This is a genomic window from Clostridium ljungdahlii DSM 13528, from assembly GCF_000143685.1.
Taxonomy (GTDB): domain Bacteria; phylum Bacillota; class Clostridia; order Clostridiales; family Clostridiaceae; genus Clostridium_B; species Clostridium_B ljungdahlii.
In genome coordinates this window covers 58,753-77,620 of sequence record NC_014328.1, presented here as the reverse complement: position 1 = coordinate 77,620, position 18,868 = coordinate 58,753, and the positions used below count along the sequence as shown (strand labels likewise).

19 protein-coding genes and 2 tRNA genes are annotated in these 18,868 nt (G+C 32.0%); 12 read left to right on the top strand and 9 right to left on the bottom strand.

Annotated elements, in window-relative coordinates; translation table 11 throughout:
• Window positions 1-46 precede the first annotated feature (46 nt).
• From CLJU_RS00385 to CLJU_RS00375, 3 genes are read left to right on the top strand one after another with little or no spacing between them, the layout of a single operon-like run.
• Window positions 47-970 (top strand): ABC transporter ATP-binding protein, encoded by a 924-nt coding sequence (locus tag CLJU_RS00385; protein ID WP_013236783.1) that lies wholly within the window; start codon window positions 47-49, stop codon window positions 968-970.
• The gene (locus CLJU_RS00380) at window positions 963-1,703 is read left to right on the top strand and encodes an ABC transporter permease (RefSeq protein ID WP_013236782.1); all 741 of its coding nucleotides are present in this window, start codon (window positions 963-965) and stop codon (window positions 1,701-1,703) included. The genes CLJU_RS00385 and CLJU_RS00380 overlap by 8 nt, the downstream gene beginning before the upstream one ends.
• A gap of 10 nt (window positions 1,704-1,713) precedes the next feature.
• Window positions 1,714-2,457 (top strand): ABC transporter permease, encoded by a 744-nt coding sequence (locus CLJU_RS00375; RefSeq protein WP_013236781.1) that lies wholly within the window; start codon window positions 1,714-1,716, stop codon window positions 2,455-2,457.
• A gap of 102 nt (window positions 2,458-2,559) precedes the next feature.
• Here CLJU_RS00375 and CLJU_RS00370 read toward each other — a convergent pair.
• The 3 genes from CLJU_RS00370 to CLJU_RS00360 form a co-directional block, all read right to left on the bottom strand.
• Window positions 2,560-2,652: transfer RNA gene (locus CLJU_RS00370), tRNA-Ser, on the bottom strand.
• 3 nt (window positions 2,653-2,655) lie between these two features.
• A complete protein-coding gene (locus CLJU_RS00365) occupies window positions 2,656-3,093 on the bottom strand; it encodes a nucleoside deaminase (RefSeq protein WP_013236780.1) in 438 nt (145 codons plus the stop codon).
• A gap of 150 nt (window positions 3,094-3,243) precedes the next feature.
• Window positions 3,244-3,320: transfer RNA gene (locus CLJU_RS00360), tRNA-Arg, on the bottom strand.
• A gap of 122 nt (window positions 3,321-3,442) precedes the next feature.
• Here CLJU_RS00360 and CLJU_RS00355 point away from each other — a divergent pair.
• Window positions 3,443-3,745, top strand: coding sequence for a phasin family protein (locus CLJU_RS00355; RefSeq protein WP_013236779.1), 303 nt, complete (start codon window positions 3,443-3,445; stop codon window positions 3,743-3,745).
• Between the two features lie 34 nt (window positions 3,746-3,779).
• Window positions 3,780-5,381, top strand: a complete 1,602-nt coding sequence (locus tag CLJU_RS00350; RefSeq protein ID WP_023162513.1) for an ABC1 kinase family protein — start codon at window positions 3,780-3,782, stop codon at window positions 5,379-5,381.
• 8 nt (window positions 5,382-5,389) lie between these two features.
• On the opposite strand, the gene CLJU_RS00345 is transcribed toward CLJU_RS00350, so the two are convergent.
• Entirely contained in the window at window positions 5,390-5,968 is a 579-nt protein-coding gene (locus tag CLJU_RS00345) for a TetR/AcrR family transcriptional regulator (protein WP_013236777.1), read from the bottom strand.
• A gap of 187 nt (window positions 5,969-6,155) precedes the next feature.
• Between CLJU_RS00345 and CLJU_RS00340 the strand changes: the two genes are divergently transcribed.
• The 7 genes from CLJU_RS00340 to CLJU_RS00315 all read left to right on the top strand — a co-directional run bounded on the left by CLJU_RS00340 (window position 6,156) and on the right by CLJU_RS00315 (window position 12,406).
• A complete protein-coding gene (locus tag CLJU_RS00340; protein WP_013236776.1) occupies window positions 6,156-7,049 on the top strand; it encodes a phosphatidylserine decarboxylase in 894 nt (297 codons plus the stop codon).
• 143 nt (window positions 7,050-7,192) lie between these two features.
• Complete coding sequence (locus CLJU_RS22760; protein ID WP_199275869.1) at window positions 7,193-7,618, top strand: MurR/RpiR family transcriptional regulator; 426 nt, start codon at window positions 7,193-7,195, stop codon at window positions 7,616-7,618.
• Between the two features lie 11 nt (window positions 7,619-7,629).
• Window positions 7,630-8,049, top strand: a complete 420-nt coding sequence (locus tag CLJU_RS22755; protein ID WP_199275868.1) for a MurR/RpiR family transcriptional regulator — start codon at window positions 7,630-7,632, stop codon at window positions 8,047-8,049.
• 310 nt (window positions 8,050-8,359) lie between these two features.
• Window positions 8,360-9,253: a 2-hydroxy-3-oxopropionate reductase gene (garR, locus tag CLJU_RS00330; RefSeq protein ID WP_013236775.1), complete on the top strand. Its 894-nt coding sequence runs from the start codon at window positions 8,360-8,362 to the stop codon at window positions 9,251-9,253.
• A gap of 4 nt (window positions 9,254-9,257) precedes the next feature.
• Window positions 9,258-10,691, top strand: coding sequence for a four-carbon acid sugar kinase family protein (locus tag CLJU_RS00325; RefSeq protein ID WP_013236774.1), 1,434 nt, complete (start codon window positions 9,258-9,260; stop codon window positions 10,689-10,691).
• Between the two features lie 25 nt (window positions 10,692-10,716).
• Window positions 10,717-11,553 carry a class II fructose-bisphosphate aldolase gene (locus CLJU_RS00320; protein WP_013236773.1) on the top strand — a complete coding sequence of 279 codons (837 nt, stop codon included), beginning with the start codon at window positions 10,717-10,719 and terminating at the stop codon, window positions 11,551-11,553.
• A 28-nt stretch (window positions 11,554-11,581) separates the two neighbouring features.
• Window positions 11,582-12,406 carry a Cof-type HAD-IIB family hydrolase gene (locus CLJU_RS00315; protein WP_013236772.1) on the top strand — a complete coding sequence of 275 codons (825 nt, stop codon included), beginning with the start codon at window positions 11,582-11,584 and terminating at the stop codon, window positions 12,404-12,406.
• A gap of 72 nt (window positions 12,407-12,478) precedes the next feature.
• Here CLJU_RS00315 and CLJU_RS00310 read toward each other — a convergent pair whose 3' ends face one another.
• The 5 genes from CLJU_RS00310 to CLJU_RS00290 form a co-directional block, all read right to left on the bottom strand.
• A complete protein-coding gene (locus CLJU_RS00310; protein WP_406540914.1) occupies window positions 12,479-13,372 on the bottom strand; it encodes an AraC family transcriptional regulator in 894 nt (297 codons plus the stop codon).
• 210 nt (window positions 13,373-13,582) lie between these two features.
• Complete coding sequence (locus CLJU_RS00305) at window positions 13,583-14,185, bottom strand: cupin domain-containing protein (RefSeq protein WP_013236770.1); 603 nt, start codon at window positions 14,183-14,185, stop codon at window positions 13,583-13,585.
• A 199-nt stretch (window positions 14,186-14,384) separates the two neighbouring features.
• Complete coding sequence (locus tag CLJU_RS00300; protein WP_013236769.1) at window positions 14,385-15,734, bottom strand: GntP family permease; 1,350 nt, start codon at window positions 15,732-15,734, stop codon at window positions 14,385-14,387.
• Between the two features lie 46 nt (window positions 15,735-15,780).
• A complete protein-coding gene (locus CLJU_RS00295; RefSeq protein ID WP_013236768.1) occupies window positions 15,781-17,754 on the bottom strand; it encodes a YjhG/YagF family D-xylonate dehydratase in 1,974 nt (657 codons plus the stop codon).
• Between the two features lie 65 nt (window positions 17,755-17,819).
• A complete protein-coding gene (locus CLJU_RS00290; protein ID WP_013236767.1) occupies window positions 17,820-18,725 on the bottom strand; it encodes a dihydrodipicolinate synthase family protein in 906 nt (301 codons plus the stop codon).
• Window positions 18,726-18,868 lie beyond the last annotated feature (143 nt).

The following is an 18,868-nucleotide window of genomic DNA, read 5'->3' as shown; positions in this document are numbered from 1 at the left end:
GTTATCACATTGCGAAAACAAGTTATTGAAAGTGAGGAATTTTTATATGAATGATTTTGTCATTGAAACGAAACAACTGACAAAAATTTATGGAGAGCAGACAGCAGTTAGCACAGTCAATCTTCATGTAAAAAAAGGCCAGATTTACGGTCTGTTGGGGCGCAACGGAGCTGGAAAAACCACTATTATGAAAATGATTTTAGGGTTGACTCCAATCACTTCTGGTGAGGTAGATGTATTCGGACAGAATATCAAAGGCCGTGAAAAACGAATATATCCCCGTATCGGCGCTATTATCGAAACCCCAGGGTTTTATCCAAATTTGACAGGAACGGAAAACTTAGAGATTTTTGCAAAGCTGCGCGGTACAGCCGCCCCTAATGCTGTTAAAAACGCTTTGGAAGTTGTCGGTCTTCCCTATAAGGATAAAAAGCTGTTCGGCAAATATTCTCTCGGCATGAAGCAACGCCTTGGCATCGCCAATGCGATCCTGCATGACCCGGAACTGCTGATTTTAGACGAACCGACCAATGGCCTTGATCCCATCGGCATTGCAGAAGTACGAGATTTCATTAAGAATTTGAGCGTTGAGCGCGGAAAGACTGTTCTTATTTCGAGTCATATTCTTTCAGAAATCTCATTGCTGGCGGATGATATTGGTATTATCGATCACGGCGCTCTGCTTGAAGAAAGCAGCATGGAGGAGCTGAAACGGAAAAACGGCAGATATATCCTGCTGCAAGTTTCAGACATTCCGAAAGCGTCACTGATTTTAGAGCGTCAATTTCACCTGAAAGATTATTCTGTTCAAGACGACCATACTTTACGGCTTTATGCCACCGCTCTGGATATGGGTGAAATCAATAAAGCCCTTGTGATGCAGAATATAACCGTTATCAGTTCTCAACTTTGTAATGATACTTTAGAGGACTATTTCAGAAAAATTACAGGAGGAGATGGCATTGCTTAAACTTATTCAAATAGAATTTCTTAAACTACGACGTAGAAAATTTGTGTGGATTATGATGTTGTCAGCTCTCATAATGCCATTTCTAGCATTCTTATTATTTAAATATGCATGGAAAACAGGTTTTGATGAAGCAATACAGTTCTATAAATGGTCAGCATTCAGTTATACGGTTTTTATTATCTTGCCTGTTGTTTTGGGAGTGCTTTGCACCATACTTATGTACGACGAAAATCAGTATGATATGCTCAAACAACTTTGGATTGTGCCTGTCAGCAAAATGGGATACTTTTTCAGCAAATTTTTTGTGGTTTTAATTTACTCCATCTGTTTCATGCTGATTACAGCTGTTGCTTCTGTGCTGTTCAGTGTACTTCCCGGATATGTCGCATTTGAATGGGAAAGCGTTTTATATTTATTCAAAAAATGCTTGGAGATTGGTGTTCTTACTGCGTTTGTAATGCTGCCAATTTTAGCAATCGCTGCAGCACAAAAAGGATATATTCTTCCTGTTTGTATCACATTGGTGTATGCCTTTTCCAGTGTTATCTTAATGACGGTAAATATGTATTTACACCCGTTATGCAGCATGGATGTTATCATCATGCGAAATAAAGATATTCCGGGCGTTGCATTTACACAAGCAATCAACATTCCTTTAGCATTTCTTTGTATTTGCGTTTGGGATATTGTTGCAGTATTATTTGCAAATATTGCATTGGGAAGAAGAAGGTGAGGTGTGAAGCATGAAAAAATTACTTTGGGGGGAATGTCAAAAACTTCGCCGTTCAAAGATAGTTTGGATTACAGTTTTTTCAACAATTATGGTAGCGGTGATGGTCTTTTTAGGAGGTCAGGATTTGTTTAGTGCCTCTCAGCCTGATATATATAATGCAGGCTGGTATATGGATGTAGCTCAACCACTGGCAACAATTTTTGTTCTTCCAGCTGTCATTGCCCTTTTTGGCAGTTATATGATTTGTCGTGAAGAACAGGATGACACTATAAAATCTCTGCGGCTTATTCCCGTAAATGAAGCGAACTTAACCGCTGCAAAAATGATTGTTACTTTTGCGTTCAGCATATTCCTTTATTTGCTGCTCTTTGCTATAACATTTTCGGTTGAGGCCATCTTACATTTTTCTGATTTATCAATAGGAATGGTTCTAAATTTTCTGAAAGCATATTTTCTGGACGGCTTAGGTATATTCCTTGCTATCTCACCCATTATTGCTTTTGTATCGCGTATGAAAAAAGGATATTGGCTTGCACTGTTATTTGCTGAAATTTATTCTTTTGCCGGACTATTTACGAGTATGTCAAATACCCTAAAAGCTCTGTATCCTATTACGGCTGTATTTGCCATTTCTGGCTACTATGACACATCGACATGGCAAATAGTACTTAGTTGCATTAGCCTACTGCTTTGCGGAGGGCTTGCAACATTAATACTTGTTGATTTGAATAAAACAACGGCAAAAATGAAATAACTTTTGAAATTGCCGGACGAAGGTGAATACTACAAAAACACGTGCACCATAAAAAGGCATAAGGAAACCCGCATAAGTCCTTGATTTACGCGGGTTTGTTGGTGGCGGAGAGAGGGGGATTCGAACCCCCGGTGCAGTTTTACGCTGCACAATTGATTTCGAGTCAATCACCTTCGACCTCTCGGACATCTCTCCATATTACCTTCTACTTTTAAAAAATTTTTCTAACATTTCACTACACTGTTCATTATACATCCACTGAATATCTACCCAACGATTTAACCGCCTATTTTGTAATATGTTAACCACAGAACCACAAGCCCCCATAGTAGGATCGAAAGTGCCTATATACAGTTTGTTTATTCTGCACTGTAATATAGCTCCTGCACACATAGGACACGGCTCTAAAGTAACATACATACTGCATCCAGTTAATCTCCAATTACTAAGTATCTCTGATGCATTTTGAATTGCAAGCATTTCTGCATGGGCAGTAACAATTCCAACTGTCTCTTTTAAATTATGACAACTTGATATTATTTCATTATCTTTTACTATAACAGCTCCTACTGGAACTTCACCTAATTTCAACCCTTTTTTTGCCTGCCTTATGGCTTCCAACATAAAGTCTTTCATAAAATGCCCCAAAAATCTAAGTATTTATTGCATTATGACACATATAAATTGAATAAATAAAATATAAATATAAAATAAGGATATACTATAAAAAACAATGAAAATCCTCATAAAATAAACGTCCTGCAAATATAATATTTACAAGACTTATGGTGCGCCCGAGAGGAGTCGAACCTCCGGCACGCGGTTTAGGAAACCGCTGCTCTATCCTACTGAGCTACGAGCGCATATATATAATCGCTACTTAACTATTTTATTATAGTTTATAATAATTGTCAATTTTTTTTAGTTAATAATTGAAAATTTAAATATATTAGTGATTATAACCTAATTATAAGGGAGGAAAAATATGATTAATGAATTAAAGAGTTTATTCTTAGCTGGGGTAGGTTCAGCTGCATATACCTATGAAAAAGCAGTAAATCTAATTTCCGAAATGGTGGAGAAAGGGAAAATAACAGTAGATGAGGGAAAACAATTATCCGAAGAATTAAAGAAAAATGCTTTAGCAAAAAAAGATCAAATAAAGCCATTAACCAAAAATGAAGTTATATCTATATTAAGTAACATGAACTTTGCTTCCAAAGAAGATATCGCATCAATAAATGATAGGTTAACTAAACTTGAAAATAAAATAAACAATAATGACTAAAGCCATTTTAGGCTTTAGTTATTTGAGATAACTTATGAGAAAAATATATTCACAAAGATTTAAGGAAATAATGAAGGTACTAGCTAAGTATGGTTTTAAATTCTTAAGAGAAACTAAAACCTCCAATAAGAATAAATCTCCTGAAAACCTAAGAAAAGCTTTCGAGGAACTTGGACCTACCTTTATAAAAATAGGCCAAATACTTAGTTCAAGGCCAGACATATTGCCTTCATCCTACATTAAAGAACTTTCAAAGCTCCAAGATGATGTACTTCCAGAGAAGTATGAAGATATAGATATAGTATTTTTCAATGAATTTAATAAAAATATAAATGAATGCTTTTTATATTTTGAAAGAAATCCTATAGCCTCTGGATCAATTGCACAAGTACATAATGCAACTTTAAAAAATGGGAAAAAAGTCATTGTAAAAGTGCAGAGACCTGATATAAAACAAAAAATGGAAACAGATATATCCATATTGTATAAAATCATGAAACTTACTAAAAACAAATTTAAAGATGCACTAATAGATCCAGAAGAAGCTTTAAAAGAACTGCTATCTTCCACTAGAAAAGAGCTAGATTTCAACCTTGAAGTAGACAATATGATAAGATTTAAAGAACTAAACAAAAACGTAAAATTTTGTTATGTTCCCTATATAATAAAAGATTTATGTGGAAGCAAAGTACTTACCATGGAAAAAATCTATGGATTTAAAATAAATAATATAGAAAGACTAAAAAAAGAGGAGTACTCCTTACAGGACTTAGGCAAAAAATTAGCCTTATGTTTTTTTAAACAAGTTTTCACAGATGGGTTCTTTCATGCAGATCCTCATCCAGGTAATTTATTGATACAAGACAACAAAATATGTTTTATTGATTTTGGAATAATGGGTTCCATTTCTCCTAGATTAAAATTACTTTTAAACGATGCAATTATGTCCATTGCCTATAAAGACACAGATAAGCTTGTATCTGTAATTATGTCCATAGGTATAAAAAAGGAATTAACTGATAGAAATAAATTGTATGAAGATGTAGAATTGTTTCTGTCAAATTATCTGTTCACTTCTCTCAAAAACATAAAAATTTCCGTACTTATAACAGAAATCTTTAAATGTGCAAAAAACAATAATATCACTTTACCTAGGGATTTAATATTATTAGTAAAAAGCTTAATTATAGTAGAAGGCTTAGTAGCTGAAATAGCTCCTGACATAGAAATTTTAGATATAGCAATACCCTTTGTGAAAAACAATAATGAATTTTATTTTTTGAAAAATTTTGATCTAGAAAATATACTTATAGATTCTGGTAACTTCACAAAAAATTTTTTCAAACTTCCTATGAAAACTGTAGAATTAATAGACAGCATATTAAATGGAAGAGCTAAAATTCAACTAAAATTTAATAAAATAGATGATTCATTAAATCAATTAAATAAAATGGTAAATAGACTTTCTATCTCACTTATATTATGTTCTATGATTATAAGTTCTTCCTTAATTTTAAATTCAAATACAGGTCCAAAAATACATGCTGTACCTTTACTGCATGTTATAAACTTTTTATTTTTTATAGTAATCGGCATTACTCTAATAATTTCAATAATTAAATCTGGAAAACTTTAAAGAGAGATTCAACTTAGGATCTCTCCTTTTATTCCATTTAAAATTCTGTACATAAGATTATCTATCATTTCATTTAAATCTTTGTTTTTTTCATTTATCAATTCATAAATAGCAACAGAACAAATTGTCCCAAATAAATCATATGCTAAAAATAAAGAATTACATGTTTTTATGTATCCCTTCTCCATAGCATCATCTAAGTAAGATTGTATATATACTATGTATTTTCTTATATATTCCCTTAATTCCAATTGTCTTACTTCTTGGCCCCAAAGTTGGCTCATAACTACCTTAAAGAAATCCCTGTTTTCATAAACTAATCCCCACTGAACTTTACATACAATTTTTATTCTGTTTAAAGGGTTTGTTTCATTTTGGGATTCCTCTTCTATGCTTTTTCTTATTACATTCATGCCCTCTTCTATAATATATTTAAATATCTCTTCTTTACTTTTAAAATGATAGTATAATGTTCCCTTTGCTACTCCTGCATCTGCTGCTATAGCATCCATAGTAGCACCACTGTATCCATTCTTGGAAAAGACTTTTATAGCAGATTCAAAAATGGTTCTTTTAGTATTACTCATTAATACCACTCCAGATTTTTATTATATAACGGCTGACTGGTCAGTACAATTATATTCATTTACATTATACTTTTGTTGTTAAAATAACTCAATAGTTTTTAATACATTATTTTTACAAAAATTATTTCTATATTAACATTATAGTGTTAAAATAAGCTGTAAATAAAATGTTTTAAGGTAGGAAAAAATGATTAAATATTTTAATAGAAAAAGTAAAAAATATGAAATAGAAAAAGTAGCAGGAGGCACTTATTTAAATTGGACTTATTCTTCCCCTTGTGGAATGAAATTATTAGAACTCATAATTAAGAAAAAAGTTTTTTCCAAATTATATGGGAACTTTTGCAATAGTAAATACAGCAAAAAGAAAATTAGTCAATTTATAAAAGATTTTAATATAGATATAAATGAATTTAGAGAAAACTATAAGAATTTTAGATGTTTTAATGACTTTTTTTCAAGATCTCTCAAAGATACTGCAAGACCTATTGATAGCAACAAAAATATATTAATATCTCCCGGAGATGGAAGATTAATAGTATATGAAAATATAGATTTAAACAAAATCGTTCAGATTAAAGGATATACATATAGTCTTTTTGATTTAATAGATGATCCCAAAATAGCTGCAAAATTTAAAAATGGTACCTGTTTAATATTAAGACTTTGCCCTACAGATTACCATAGATTTCATTTTATAGATTCCGGTATATGTGAATCTACACATAAAATTAAAGGTAATTACTATTCTGTAAATCCAATTGCCTTAAAAAGTATTGCTAATCTTTTTTGTAAAAACAAAAGAGAATGGAGCATATTTCATTCAGATAACTTCGGTGATGTACTCTATGTAGAAGTAGGTGCTACCTGTGTAGGTTCTATAATTCAAACCTATTTGCCTAAAGAAACTATTAAAAAAGGTGATGAAAAAGGTTATTTTAAGTTCGGTGGCTCTACAGTTATATTATTTTTTGAGCAGAACAAAGTAACCATAGATAAAGATTTACTAAAACAATCAAATCTAGGGTATGAAACCAAAATACTTATGGGAGAGACTATAGGAACCAAATTTACTTACTAAGGATTATTTTATTTGTAGGCCTTTAATTTACAATACTTCCTAATTTTATAATGGACATTATAAAATTAGGAAGTATTGTATTATATTAAAATTTGAGTTACTATAGCAAATGTGAATAAAATACTATTTAATAAGAGGGTGAGGTGATTATAATAGAAAAAGATGTTTTTTCTTTAATAAGAACTAATTATAATAATTTATCTCCTACTCAAAAAAATATTGCGGATTATATCCTTTCAAATCCTGAAAAGGTTATTTTATATTCAATTAGCGATCTTGCAAGTGAGTGCAATACTAGTGAGCCAACTATATTTAGATTTTTAAAAAAAATCGGCTACGAATCGTATCAGGTTTTTAGAATTAAAGTAGCTCAGCAAATTTCAGATAATTCAACAAAATCTATATATGGAGAAATACAACCGGATGATGATATAAATACAGTCAAGAGAAAAGTCATAGATTTAACAACTGATTCCATAAATGATTTAAATAACATCGTGGATAAACAGCAGGTTAATTTATTTATTGATACCATCATTAAGGCTAAAGAAATTATTTTTTTGGTGTAGGTGCCTCAAATATGATTGCTGGAGATGCATATCATAAATTTCTTCAACTTGGTTTTAACGTGAAATTTTGTAACGACCCACATATTATGAACATGATAGCTTCTCACTGCCATAAAGAAGACTTAATAGTTGCCATATCACATTCTGGAGAAAGCCGTGAAATAAAAGATGCTGTTGATTTTGCTAAAGAAAATAATGCTACAATTGCTTCTATAACTAGTTATCCGCATTCAGCTTTAGCTAAAAAATCAGACATACTATTATTGAGCTCTTCTCGTGAAACAGAGTATCGTTCAGATGCTATGATATCCAGAATAAATCAGCTTGTAATAATTGATATTTTGTATGTATCAGCAGTTTTACGTGTTGGCCAAAAATGTATAGATAGTATAAACAAATCAAGAGTTGCTGTGGCAAAAAACAAAACTTAAACGAAAAACTTATTTTACAATAATTAACTTTAATTATTGTAAAATAAGTTTTTTTATTGCTAAATTGCACCCTAAAATTTGATAAAAACTTAACTATTATTGACATAAAAATTTTGAGGTAGTATATTAATCATAGTAGTAAAATTACTACTATGATTAATATAAAGTAGAAAAAATACTATCACGTTTATAAATTTAATTGTTTTTACCATCAAATTTATAAACTATATTTCTTAGTTTTAAGTAAACGTTTCATTAAAAACAAAATATATTTATAAATCTATTATTATTTAAATTGGAGGGAAAAAATATGGAGAAAAATATTGGATTTATAGGACTTGGAATAATGGGAAGACCTATGGTATTAAATCTTATGAAGGCAGGCCATAAGGTAACTGTATACGATATAAACGAAAGTGCTGCTCAGAAGTTAGTGCATGAAGGCGCAGTCGGTGCCAAATCTCCAAAAGAAACAGCAGAAAATAAAGATATAATCTTTACAATGCTTCCAAATTCAAAGCATGTAGAAGAAGTTGTTTTAGGTGAAAATGGTGTAATTGAAAGTGCAAAAAAAGGTTCAGTTATAATTGATATGAGTTCAATATCACCAGTAGTTTCAAAGAAAATTGCATGTGAAGTTAATAAAAAGGATATTGAAATGTTAGATGCTCCAGTAAGTGGAGGAGAAACAGGAGCTATAGATGGCACCCTTGCAATAATGGTAGGTGGAAATGAAGAAGTTTTTGATAAAGTTAAAGATGTACTTCATGATATGGGAAAGACAATTACATTAGTTGGCGACAATGGCTGTGGCTGTACTGCAAAATTAGCTAATCAAATTATGGTAAACTTAAACATTGCAGCTATGAGCGAAGCATTAGTTTTTGCAGCAAAAGCAGGAATTGATATTGAAAAAATGTATAACGCTATACGAGGTGGACTTGCTGGAAGTGCTGTATTAGATCAAAAAGTTCCAAGAATACTTGATAGAAACTTCGTACCAGGTGGAAAAATTTCTATCAATCTTAAAGATATAACTAATGTCATGGAAACTGCACATGATATAGATGTTCCACTTCCTTTAACAGGCGAATTATTAGAAATATTCCATGCTCTTAAAGCAGATGGGAAAGAAAATGATGATCACGGCGGTATAGTTCAGTTTTATGAAAAAATCGCAAATGTTCAAGTTAAAAGGAGCTGAGATTATGAGTGATAATAAACTATTAGCTAAAGAAGCTTTTAATAATATACCTGAAGTAAGTACGGAAATTGTAGATAAAATGCTTAATAAAGAATTGAAAAATTTAAATAAAAAAATAGTAGTACTTGATGATGATCCAACAGGTGTACAAACTGTTCATGATATTTCAGTTTACACTGATTGGTCGTTAGACAGCATTGAAAGTGGCTTTAAAGAAAAAAATCCCATGTTTTTTATCTTAACAAATTCAAGAGGTTTTACTGCAGCTGAAACGGAAAAAGCACATAAGGAAATATCTTTAAATATTTCAAAAGTGGCTAAAAAACTTAATAAAGATTATATTATAATTAGCAGATCAGATTCAACCCTTAGAGGACACTATCCTCTTGAAACAGAAATTTTAAAACAAACTGTAGAAGCAAATTCTGATGTTAAATTTGATGGAGAAGTATTAATGCCATTTTTTAAAGAAGGAGGTCGTTTCACCATTGGCAATGTTCATTATGTTCAAGATGGTGAATACTTAATACCAGCTGGTGAAACTGAATTTGCAAAAGACAGAACTTTTGGATATACAAAATCTCATTTAGGCGAATATATTGAAGAAAAAACAAAGGGAACTTTTAAAGCAAAGGATACAACTTACATATCACTTGAGGATATTAGAAGTTTAAATATAGAAGGTATTACAAAACAATTGCTGGATGTGAAGAATTTCAATAAGGTAGTAGTCAACGCTATAGATTATGTAGATGTTAAAATATTTGCCACAGCTTTAGTAAAGGCAATAAAATCAGGCAAAAATTTCATGTACAGAAGTGCAGCTGCTTTAACCAAGGTACTTGGCGGAGTAAGTGACAAAAACTTACTATCTAGAGATGAACTTATTAAAGTAGATTCCAAAAATGGAGGATTACTAATAGTTGGTTCTCATGTAAAAAAAACTACTGAACAGTTAGAAGAATTAAAGAAATGCCCATTCATAGAATTTATTGAATTTAACTGTCATCTTGTTTCAGATTCTGAAAAGTTTGAGGCAGAAATACAAAGAATTATTGAAAAAACTGAAAAACTTATTGCATCTGGTAAAACTGTAGCAGTTTACACTTCAAGAAAGAGAATAGACCTTGGTGAAAATAAAAAGGAAGAAGAGTTAAAACTTTCTGTTAAGATTTCAGATGCAGTAACAAGTATTGTAGAAAAATTAAATGTAAGGCCTAATTATATTGTCGCTAAAGGTGGAATTACATCAAGTGACGTAGGAACGAAGGGTCTTAAAGTAAAAAGAGCAACCGTAGCTGGACAGATAAAACCAGGAATACCTGTTTGGACTACAGGAGCTGAAAGTAAATTTCCTGGAATAGCGTATGTTATATTTCCTGGGAACGTAGGAAATAAGACAACTTTAAGAGAAGCAGTTGAAATTTTAAATAAATAAGTTAAATAGAATTAGGAGATAAAATATGTTAGTTAATATGAAACCGCTCCTTGAAGATGCAAGGTTAAAAAAGTATGCTATTGGTTCATTTAATGTATATAACTACGAAACTATAAAAGGTGTAATCCAAGCTATAAAAAATCAAAAAACACCTGCTGTAATTGCTTTCGGTGAGAAATATTTAAAAAATATGGATGTTGATTCTGTATATAACCTAGTAAACACTTTATCAAAAAATATTGATGTACCTTTTGCCTTACATTTGGATCACTGTAAAAGTTTAGAAAACATATATAGAGCTATAAGGGCAGGATTTACTTCAGTAATGTATGATGGTTCAGCACTACCCTATGAAGAAAATATTGCAAATACTTTAAAAGTAGTTGAAGTAGCTCATGCATGTAATGTATCCGTAGAGGCTGAGTTAGGTTCTTTAGCATCAGGATTAAATTCTCACGAAGGAAAACTAGATGATGAGGAAATTTATACAAGCCCTGCTAAAGCACAGAATTTTGTAAGAATAACGGAAATTGATGCACTTGCAGTATCCATAGGAACAGTACATGGAATGTATAAAGGTATCCCAAATATAAGGGTAGATATCTTAAAAAAAATAAAAGAAAAAGTAAACATTCCATTTGTACTTCATGGAGGTTCAGGTACACCTGAAGAAAAATTAAGAGATTGTATAGCAAACGGAATATGTAAGATAAATGTTAATACTGAAATATCAATGTATACTGTAGAAAAAATAAGACAAGCATTAAATGACGGTAAAAACTATCATTTATCTGATATATCCTTGATGGAAATAAATTTCGTTCAAGATATTGTAAGTAAGTATATTAAAATTTTTAGTTGATATTTAAACATTTAAGGAGAAACTAATTATGCTTAAATATAAATGGTGCATATGTGATATGGATGGAACACTTCTCAATTCCAAGGAAATTATATCGAAAGAAAATGAATCCGCATTAAAAAAACTTCAACAAAATGGAGTAGAAGTGATTATTGCTTCTGGAAGAATAGATCTTTTAATGAAGTCCTTTATAAAACAATTAAATTTAGAAGGAAATATAATATGTTGCAATGGAGGACTCATTAAGAATATAACGACAGGAGAAATTGTTTATTCAAAAACAATAGATAAAAATATAGTAAAAGAAATAATATTATATTGTTTAAAAAATGATATTGGTTTTCTAGTTTATACTAATAATATGGTATATTCCAGTAAGAAAAATTATAAGGTAGAGAACTATGAAAGTATAAATAAATCTGCACCTCCTAGCTTGCAGATACCAATAGAATACATAGATAATTCTACAGTTGAATATCTAGAAAAAGTGGATGTATTTAAAGTTTTATTAATTTCTGATACTGAAGATGTAAAATTATTAAAGGATTATTTTTCGAAATATAAAAGCCTTACTGCTGTTAGTTCGCTTGATGGCCTACTAGATATAATGGCGTCGAATATTTGCAAAGGCAGTGCATTAAAGATTTTATCTAAAAAATTCCGAATGGATTTAGACAAGGTTATTGTATTTGGTGACAATTATAATGACCTTGAGATGTTTGAATGTGCTGGAATGCCTATAGCTATGGGAAATGCTGTAGAAGCTATTAAGATGAAGGCAAAATATGTAACTAAGTCCAATAATGAATCTGGAATAGCCTATGCTATCAATAATTTTATATTAAACAAATAGTTTTATACAAAGCGGATAGTTAAATTTATCCGCTTTTGTATGCTACAAATTTAGAAAATATATAAAAGAAGTTTATGAATTAATACATTTTCTTTTTACAGGGATCCATACTTCACACTTATATTCCCTCTGATTTTTATCATTCCAAAGGTTTTTTTCAATACATGGACCTTCCACTTGTTCAAATCCAGAAGAAGGAAACCATTCAGAATATATACGTCTCCATATATCCTGTATAATCAAGTTATCTGGCGTAGTTCCATGACCCTCAAATACTGCCCATGTAAGTTTAGGTATCTCAAGTATGGTAAATTCTTCTGACATATCGGTTTTAGGTATTTCATATCCCATCATATATTTTCTTGTACCATCTTCTTTAAAGTCATAATGAAATCCATCCAATAAGGTACCTTTAGGATTACCTAGTATTTCATTAATTCTGTCATGTGTTCCATCTTCAAAAATCTTACTTATGAATTTCGGTATTTCTCTATAAGCAGCATCATTAACTTTAGTTGTCATAAATCCTATTCCAAAAACTTTAAAAGCTTCCTTTTCTACTATTCTATAAATCATTTCACATTCTCCTTTTATTGATATTTGAAATGAGATTTTTGGAAAAGCTTTAATTTTCCCATTAAACCTTTTTAAAGCTGATGGAGATATTCCATGAAGCCTTTGAAATGCCTTAGTAAACGCTTCTGGGCTCTCATATCCATATTTTAATGCCACATCAATAACTTTTTTATCTGTTGAAGCTAATTCTTCTGCAGCAAGAGTCAACCTCCGATTTCTTATATATTGACTTACAGTAACCCCTGTTAATGCATAAAACATGCGTTGAAAGTGATATCGTGATGAACATGCAACCTTTGATATATCTTCTATATTAAGTTCCATATCTAGATTGTTTTCAATATATTCGAGTGTATTATTTAGCAGCTTAATTGTCTCCAAAGATCTCATCTCCTTTTAAAATCATTATATAAAAATTAGAAAGCATACTCCTGTGTTTTTGTGCTTTACTTTGTCTTATGACATGAAACATACTTTTGCTTATTTATCCTTTATACCATATCCAAGGATATATTTAAAATATAAACATAAAAAACACTGTAAAATTCTTTTGAATAATACAGTGTTAAAATAATTGTTTACTTTTTTACGTAATTAGTACTAATCTTTTTCAGCAGCTTGTGCATCTGCTTTAGTGATATGAACTGTATTTCGCGGATGTTGAGGAGGTGCATAAATAGAATATACTTTAAGTGCCTTATCACCTGTGTTAATAACATTGTGCCATGTACCTGCAGGTATCATTATTGCAAAGTCATCGTACACTTTTTTCTGAAAGTTCAAATTGTATTTGCTTTTTCCCATTTTAACAAGTCCCTGGCCTTCTTCAATACGTATGAATTGGTCAACATTTGGATGAATTTCTAAACCAATATCATCACCAACATTGATACTCATTAATGTAACTTGTAGATGTTTTCCTGTCCATAAAACAGTACGAAAAGTATTATTTTGTTTAGCTGCCTTATTAATGTTAACTACAAAGGGTTGTGGTCCATAATCCTTCAATTGAATTGATCCATTACTCCTTGATAATTGTGAAGCTTCAAGTCTTGAATCATCCTCAATTTCATCATCAAAAGGAATATAAGGATCATTAAATTGTCTCAAATAATTTGGGTCATACAAAGGACATGGATAAACATTATACATTTGTGTATTAATGCAGTCACTGCATGGATACTTTCTATAATTATTATACATATTGTTCCTTTCTTTCATAGTCTTACGAAATTATAATATGTTTTAGTCCTTCAAAATGTGATTAAATACAAAGCCCTTGGAATCACAGGATTTAGATTTCAAGGGTTTTGTATTATTAGTATTCAGTTTTATTAAATATTATTAAGTTAATAACATTAGACATTACTAAATAAAATAGTTATTCAAATCCTACTTAATATCAAACAAACATATTCAATATCAAAATACATATTAATCCTGTTACTGATAAAATGGTTGATAGCAAAGTCCAGGTTGAAAATGTTTCCTTCATACTGAAACCAAAATATTCTTTAACCATCCAGAATCCTGCATCGTTTACATGAGAGGCTATTGCACTTCCACATCCGGTTGCAAGTGTTACTAAAGCCAAATTAACATGGCCACAACTAGCAAGCATTGGAATAACTAAACCTGATGTTGATAAAGCCGCTACAGTTGCAGACCCTAAAGAAATACGTAAGATTGCTGCAACTACCCATGCAAGTAGTATTGGCGATATAGAACTTCCACTAAATAATGTAGCTATATATTTACCAACGCCTCCATCAATAAGTACTTGTTTAAAAGCGCCACCGCCGCCAATAATTAAAATCATCATTCCAATTGATGCAGCTGCAGCTGAGCAGGAAGCCCCCACTTGTTTAATTGGAATTTTTCTTCCTATTCCCATTGTATATACTGCAACTATTAAAGATATAAGCATTGCAGTATCTGGATTACCAATAAAGTTAACAACAGTAAAAAACGAATTTCCTTTAATTCCTGCTGTTTTTTGTACCATTGAAATTATTGTAGAAATCATCATCAAAATAACAGGAAACATTGCTGTTAATAAACTAATTCCAAAACCAGGTGTTTCTTCTATTTTAAATGTTTTTTGTTCACCTAAAGATTCAATATTTCCGGTTTTTTCAAAAGCACTTGGTATAATTTTTTTAGCAACTTTAGTGAATACTGGTCCTGCCATAATAACACATGGTATTGCTACAATAATACCATATAATAAAACTGTTCCAATGTCTGCTCCATATGCTCCAGCTATTACTGTTGGTCCTGGATGTGGAGGTAGAAAGCTGTGTGTTACTAATAAAGCAGCAAGCATAGGAATGCCTAAATATATTGGAGGAATTTTTAATTCTCTTGCAATAGAAAATACAATTGGAATTAATAAAACTAATCCTACTTCAAAAAACATTGCTATACCAACAACAAATGAAGCAACTACAACAGCCCACTGAATTCGTTTTACACCAAACTTGTTAATTAAAGTCATGGCAATACGATGTGCTCCGCCTGAATCAGCAACTAATCTACCAAGCATGGCACCAAGACCAAATATTAAAGCAATATGGCCAAGCGTTCCACCCATACCGTTTTCGATGCTTGAAACAATTTTCCCAAGTGGTATCCCTAACCCCAAAGCTACAGCAAATGAAACAATCAGCAGTGAAAGAAATGTGTTTAATTTAAATTTAGAAATTAATATAATTAAGAACAATACTCCTAATCCTACCATTAATAATGGCATAATATATTCCCCCTAACCTCTTTAGTTTTTAAACATAAAACCATGATTACTTTTTAGTTAACGCTTTCTTACCAGCTTCAAGAACTTCAATAATTTTATCTACATCATATACGCTTCCTCTCCAGGTTCCACCGCTGACGGATTGAAGTGCTGCCCACAATCTTGTATCATCCGGAAGATCTGCATCAGGTTTAAGATCTGGATGAGGCTTACGTGATTCTAATACTTTAGCTGCTTCTTCATAAGAAAGCTTGTTATCTTCAGTTCCAATGAAATTAATTGATCCCTCAAGTTTGTTAGTGTCAACTATTATTTCAATAATATCTTCATCTCTTAATTTTCCGATAGGACCTCCTGCTAATGCTTCAGGACCTACATGTCCAAAACAAGCACCTGTAGAAACACCAGAAAAACGTGCATCTGTGATTAGAGAAACATGTTTACCAAAAGATAAATGTTTTAAAGCAGAAGTTAACTGATATGTTTCTTCCATCCCAGTTCCCATTGGGCCTCCGCCCATCACAATCATTATGTCACCAGCCTTGATCTTTCCCGCATCTTTAAGTGCTTTAATAGCTGCCTTTTCAGATGTGAAGACTTTAACTTTTCCAGTATGTCTAAATACTCCATCATCACCTATAACTGATGGATCAATAGCCGTTGATTTTACTACTGAACCTTCAGGGGCAATGTTTCCTACAGGAAAAGTTACTGTTGATGTTAATCCTCTTTCTTTTGCCTGGCTTGGGTTCATGATAATTTCATCAGGATTAATTTTATCCACTTCAAGCAGACGTTTTCTGCACTCAGCACGTCTTTCGGATTTTTCCCACCAATCAAGGTTATCTCCAAGTGTTTCTCCTGTAACAGTAAGAACATCTTCATGCAGCAGACCAAGTTTTCTCAAATGAAGCATAACTTCAGGAACTCCACCTGCTAAGAATGCACTTACTGTTGGATAATTAACTGGTCCAATAGGAAGAACACTCACTAAACGAGGCACTTTCTTATTAATTCTTGCCCAATCTTCCACAGTAGGAATTTTGCAGTTAGCAGCATGTGCAATTGCTGGGAGGTGAAGAAGCAAGTTTGTTGATCCCCCAAAAGCAGCGTGAACTACCATAGCATTCTCAATTGCTTCATCTGTAATAATATTCTTTGTGGCTATTCCATTGTCTGCCATATCTAAAACTGCTTTAGCTGACTGTCTAGCGATTTCTTTCCATATTGGCTGACCAGAAGGTGCTAAAGCAGAATGGGGCAATGCTATTCCAAGTGCTTCAGCAATAACTTGAGAAGTACCAGCTGTGCCCAAGAACTGACATCCTCCACCAGCAGAAGCACAAGCATTACATCCACGTCGGCAAGCATCTTCTAATGAAAGTTCATTATTTGCAAATCTGACTCCAATAGTTTGAATAGTTCCTGCATCCTCCCCGTCTATAGCTTTAAGTGTTGCACCGCCAGGAACAATAATAGTTGGCAAATCATGCATAGATACTAGTGCCATCATCATGGCAGGCAGTCCTTTGTCGCATGAAGCTACTCCCATTACCGCACGACGTGTTGGCAATGAACGAATTAAACGGCGACATACTATTGCCGAATCATTACGATAAGGTAGGGAATCAAACATTCCAGTTGTACCCTGACTACGGCCGTCACATGGATCTGTTACGTATGCAGCATAAGGAACGCCTCCAAGTTTTTTTATTTCTTCAGCTGCTGCTCTCATTTGTAATCCTAATTCAAAGTGTCCTGTATGTAACCCTACAGCAATTGGAGTACCATCATTATCACGAATTCCTCCTTGATTACTAAGTATCAACACGTCACCACCCAGGAGTTTAGATGGTTCCCATCCCATACCAGCATTTAAAGTCATTCCAAATATGTTTCCACTGGGTGAATCTTTTAGCAATTGCGGGGTAAGTGGAAGTGAACCTTTTGGTCCTTCTGCGTGAGTATTAATTTCATATAAAGACGAGTCTTCTTCACCATAAATTGATTTTAATGACATAATAACCATTCCTCTCTATAATTTAAAAATATTTTTGTATATTAACCTTTAAAAATTGCAGTAGATTATTTTGAGATTATATGATCAATCTCTTTTATAAGCTTTTTAATTGAATTGGTTTGTTTTTCATTTGCCTTAAGAAGAGGAGTTTTGCAGTAATCTTTAATATCAAGACCTTTTAACATCATGGCTTTTTTTACAATTGGAATAAAGCATTTACTAATTTCATATAAAGCTGCTAACTTATCAACACAATTTTGAATTTCAGCTGCTTTATCCATATTTTTCTCATTAACTGCTTTTACCCAATCTACAAAAATCTCTGGATAAAGATTGGAAAGTGCGCTAATACATCCGCTGCCACCAGAAAGAATATTACGTACAAAGTTTTCATCAAATCCTGAGAATACCTCAAAATCAGGGAACTCATTCTGTACTGTTTGAATTAATTTTCTAGTATGTCCCATTTCAGATACTGTATCTTTATAACCAACAATGTTGCTGTGCTTTCTCAGTAAATTAAGTGTTAATTCCGGCGATAAATCATGTCCTGTTCTGTCAGGGTAATTATATAAATAAATATTACCTTTTACAGATTCTGCTACTTTTCCATAGTAATATTCCAAACTTTCATCCGTTAGACTAAAGTAATATGGACTGATGATTATAATATCATCTGCTCCAGCATCAATAGCATAATTGGAAAGTTCAATTGTATCTTCTATTGTCATGCAGCCTGTCCCGATAATAAGTTTTGTCCTTTTATTTACATAGGAAATAGCAAGATCAATTAATTCCTTCCTTTGTTCAGTAGACATAGCATAGAACTCACCTGAACTTCCCATAATAAGCAGGCCGTCTATTCCTGCGCTTATGAGATAGTCATAAATATTTTTATTTACCTGGATATCTAAGTTTCCATTAGTATCAAATGCAGTAACAACTGGTGTTATAAATCTAGCTTTTTTCATATATGTTTTCCCCCTTAGTAACAATTAGACTAAATACAAAGCCTAATCTGTAATTGTTTACATGTATTTCAAATAGTTAACTTAACTACTTAATAATTTATAAAAATAGTTAAAGCTTTTATCTATACTTAAGTAATAATTTA

Excerpts from the sequence above, each read along its gene's own strand:
- CLJU_RS00365 (WP_013236780.1), bottom strand. The coding sequence starts at position 3,093 with ATGAAAGACTTTATGTTGGAAGCCATAAGGCAGGCAAAAAAAGGGTTG.
- CLJU_RS00295 (WP_013236768.1), bottom strand. The coding sequence starts at position 17,754 with ATGTCATTAAAATCAATTTATGGTGAAGAAGACTCGTCTTTATATGAA.
- CLJU_RS00375 (WP_013236781.1), top strand. The coding sequence starts at position 1,714 with ATGAAAAAATTACTTTGGGGGGAATGTCAAAAACTTCGCCGTTCAAAG.
- CLJU_RS00340 (WP_013236776.1), top strand. The coding sequence starts at position 6,156 with ATGATTAAATATTTTAATAGAAAAAGTAAAAAATATGAAATAGAAAAA.
- CLJU_RS00350 (WP_023162513.1), top strand. The coding sequence starts at position 3,780 with ATGAGAAAAATATATTCACAAAGATTTAAGGAAATAATGAAGGTACTA.
- CLJU_RS00385 (WP_013236783.1), top strand. The coding sequence starts at position 47 with ATGAATGATTTTGTCATTGAAACGAAACAACTGACAAAAATTTATGGA.
- CLJU_RS00355 (WP_013236779.1), top strand. The coding sequence starts at position 3,443 with ATGATTAATGAATTAAAGAGTTTATTCTTAGCTGGGGTAGGTTCAGCT.
- garR (WP_013236775.1), top strand. The coding sequence starts at position 8,360 with ATGGAGAAAAATATTGGATTTATAGGACTTGGAATAATGGGAAGACCT.
- CLJU_RS00290 (WP_013236767.1), bottom strand. The coding sequence starts at position 18,725 with ATGAAAAAAGCTAGATTTATAACACCAGTTGTTACTGCATTTGATACT.
- CLJU_RS00325 (WP_013236774.1), top strand. The coding sequence starts at position 9,258 with ATGAGTGATAATAAACTATTAGCTAAAGAAGCTTTTAATAATATACCT.
- CLJU_RS00345 (WP_013236777.1), bottom strand. The coding sequence starts at position 5,968 with ATGAGTAATACTAAAAGAACCATTTTTGAATCTGCTATAAAAGTCTTT.
- CLJU_RS00315 (WP_013236772.1), top strand. The coding sequence starts at position 11,582 with ATGCTTAAATATAAATGGTGCATATGTGATATGGATGGAACACTTCTC.
- CLJU_RS00305 (WP_013236770.1), bottom strand. The coding sequence starts at position 14,185 with ATGTATAATAATTATAGAAAGTATCCATGCAGTGACTGCATTAATACA.
- CLJU_RS00310 (WP_406540914.1), bottom strand. The coding sequence starts at position 13,372 with ATGAGATCTTTGGAGACAATTAAGCTGCTAAATAATACACTCGAATAT.
- CLJU_RS22755 (WP_199275868.1), top strand. The coding sequence starts at position 7,630 with ATGATTGCTGGAGATGCATATCATAAATTTCTTCAACTTGGTTTTAAC.
- CLJU_RS00320 (WP_013236773.1), top strand. The coding sequence starts at position 10,717 with ATGTTAGTTAATATGAAACCGCTCCTTGAAGATGCAAGGTTAAAAAAG.
- CLJU_RS00300 (WP_013236769.1), bottom strand. The coding sequence starts at position 15,734 with ATGCCATTATTAATGGTAGGATTAGGAGTATTGTTCTTAATTATATTA.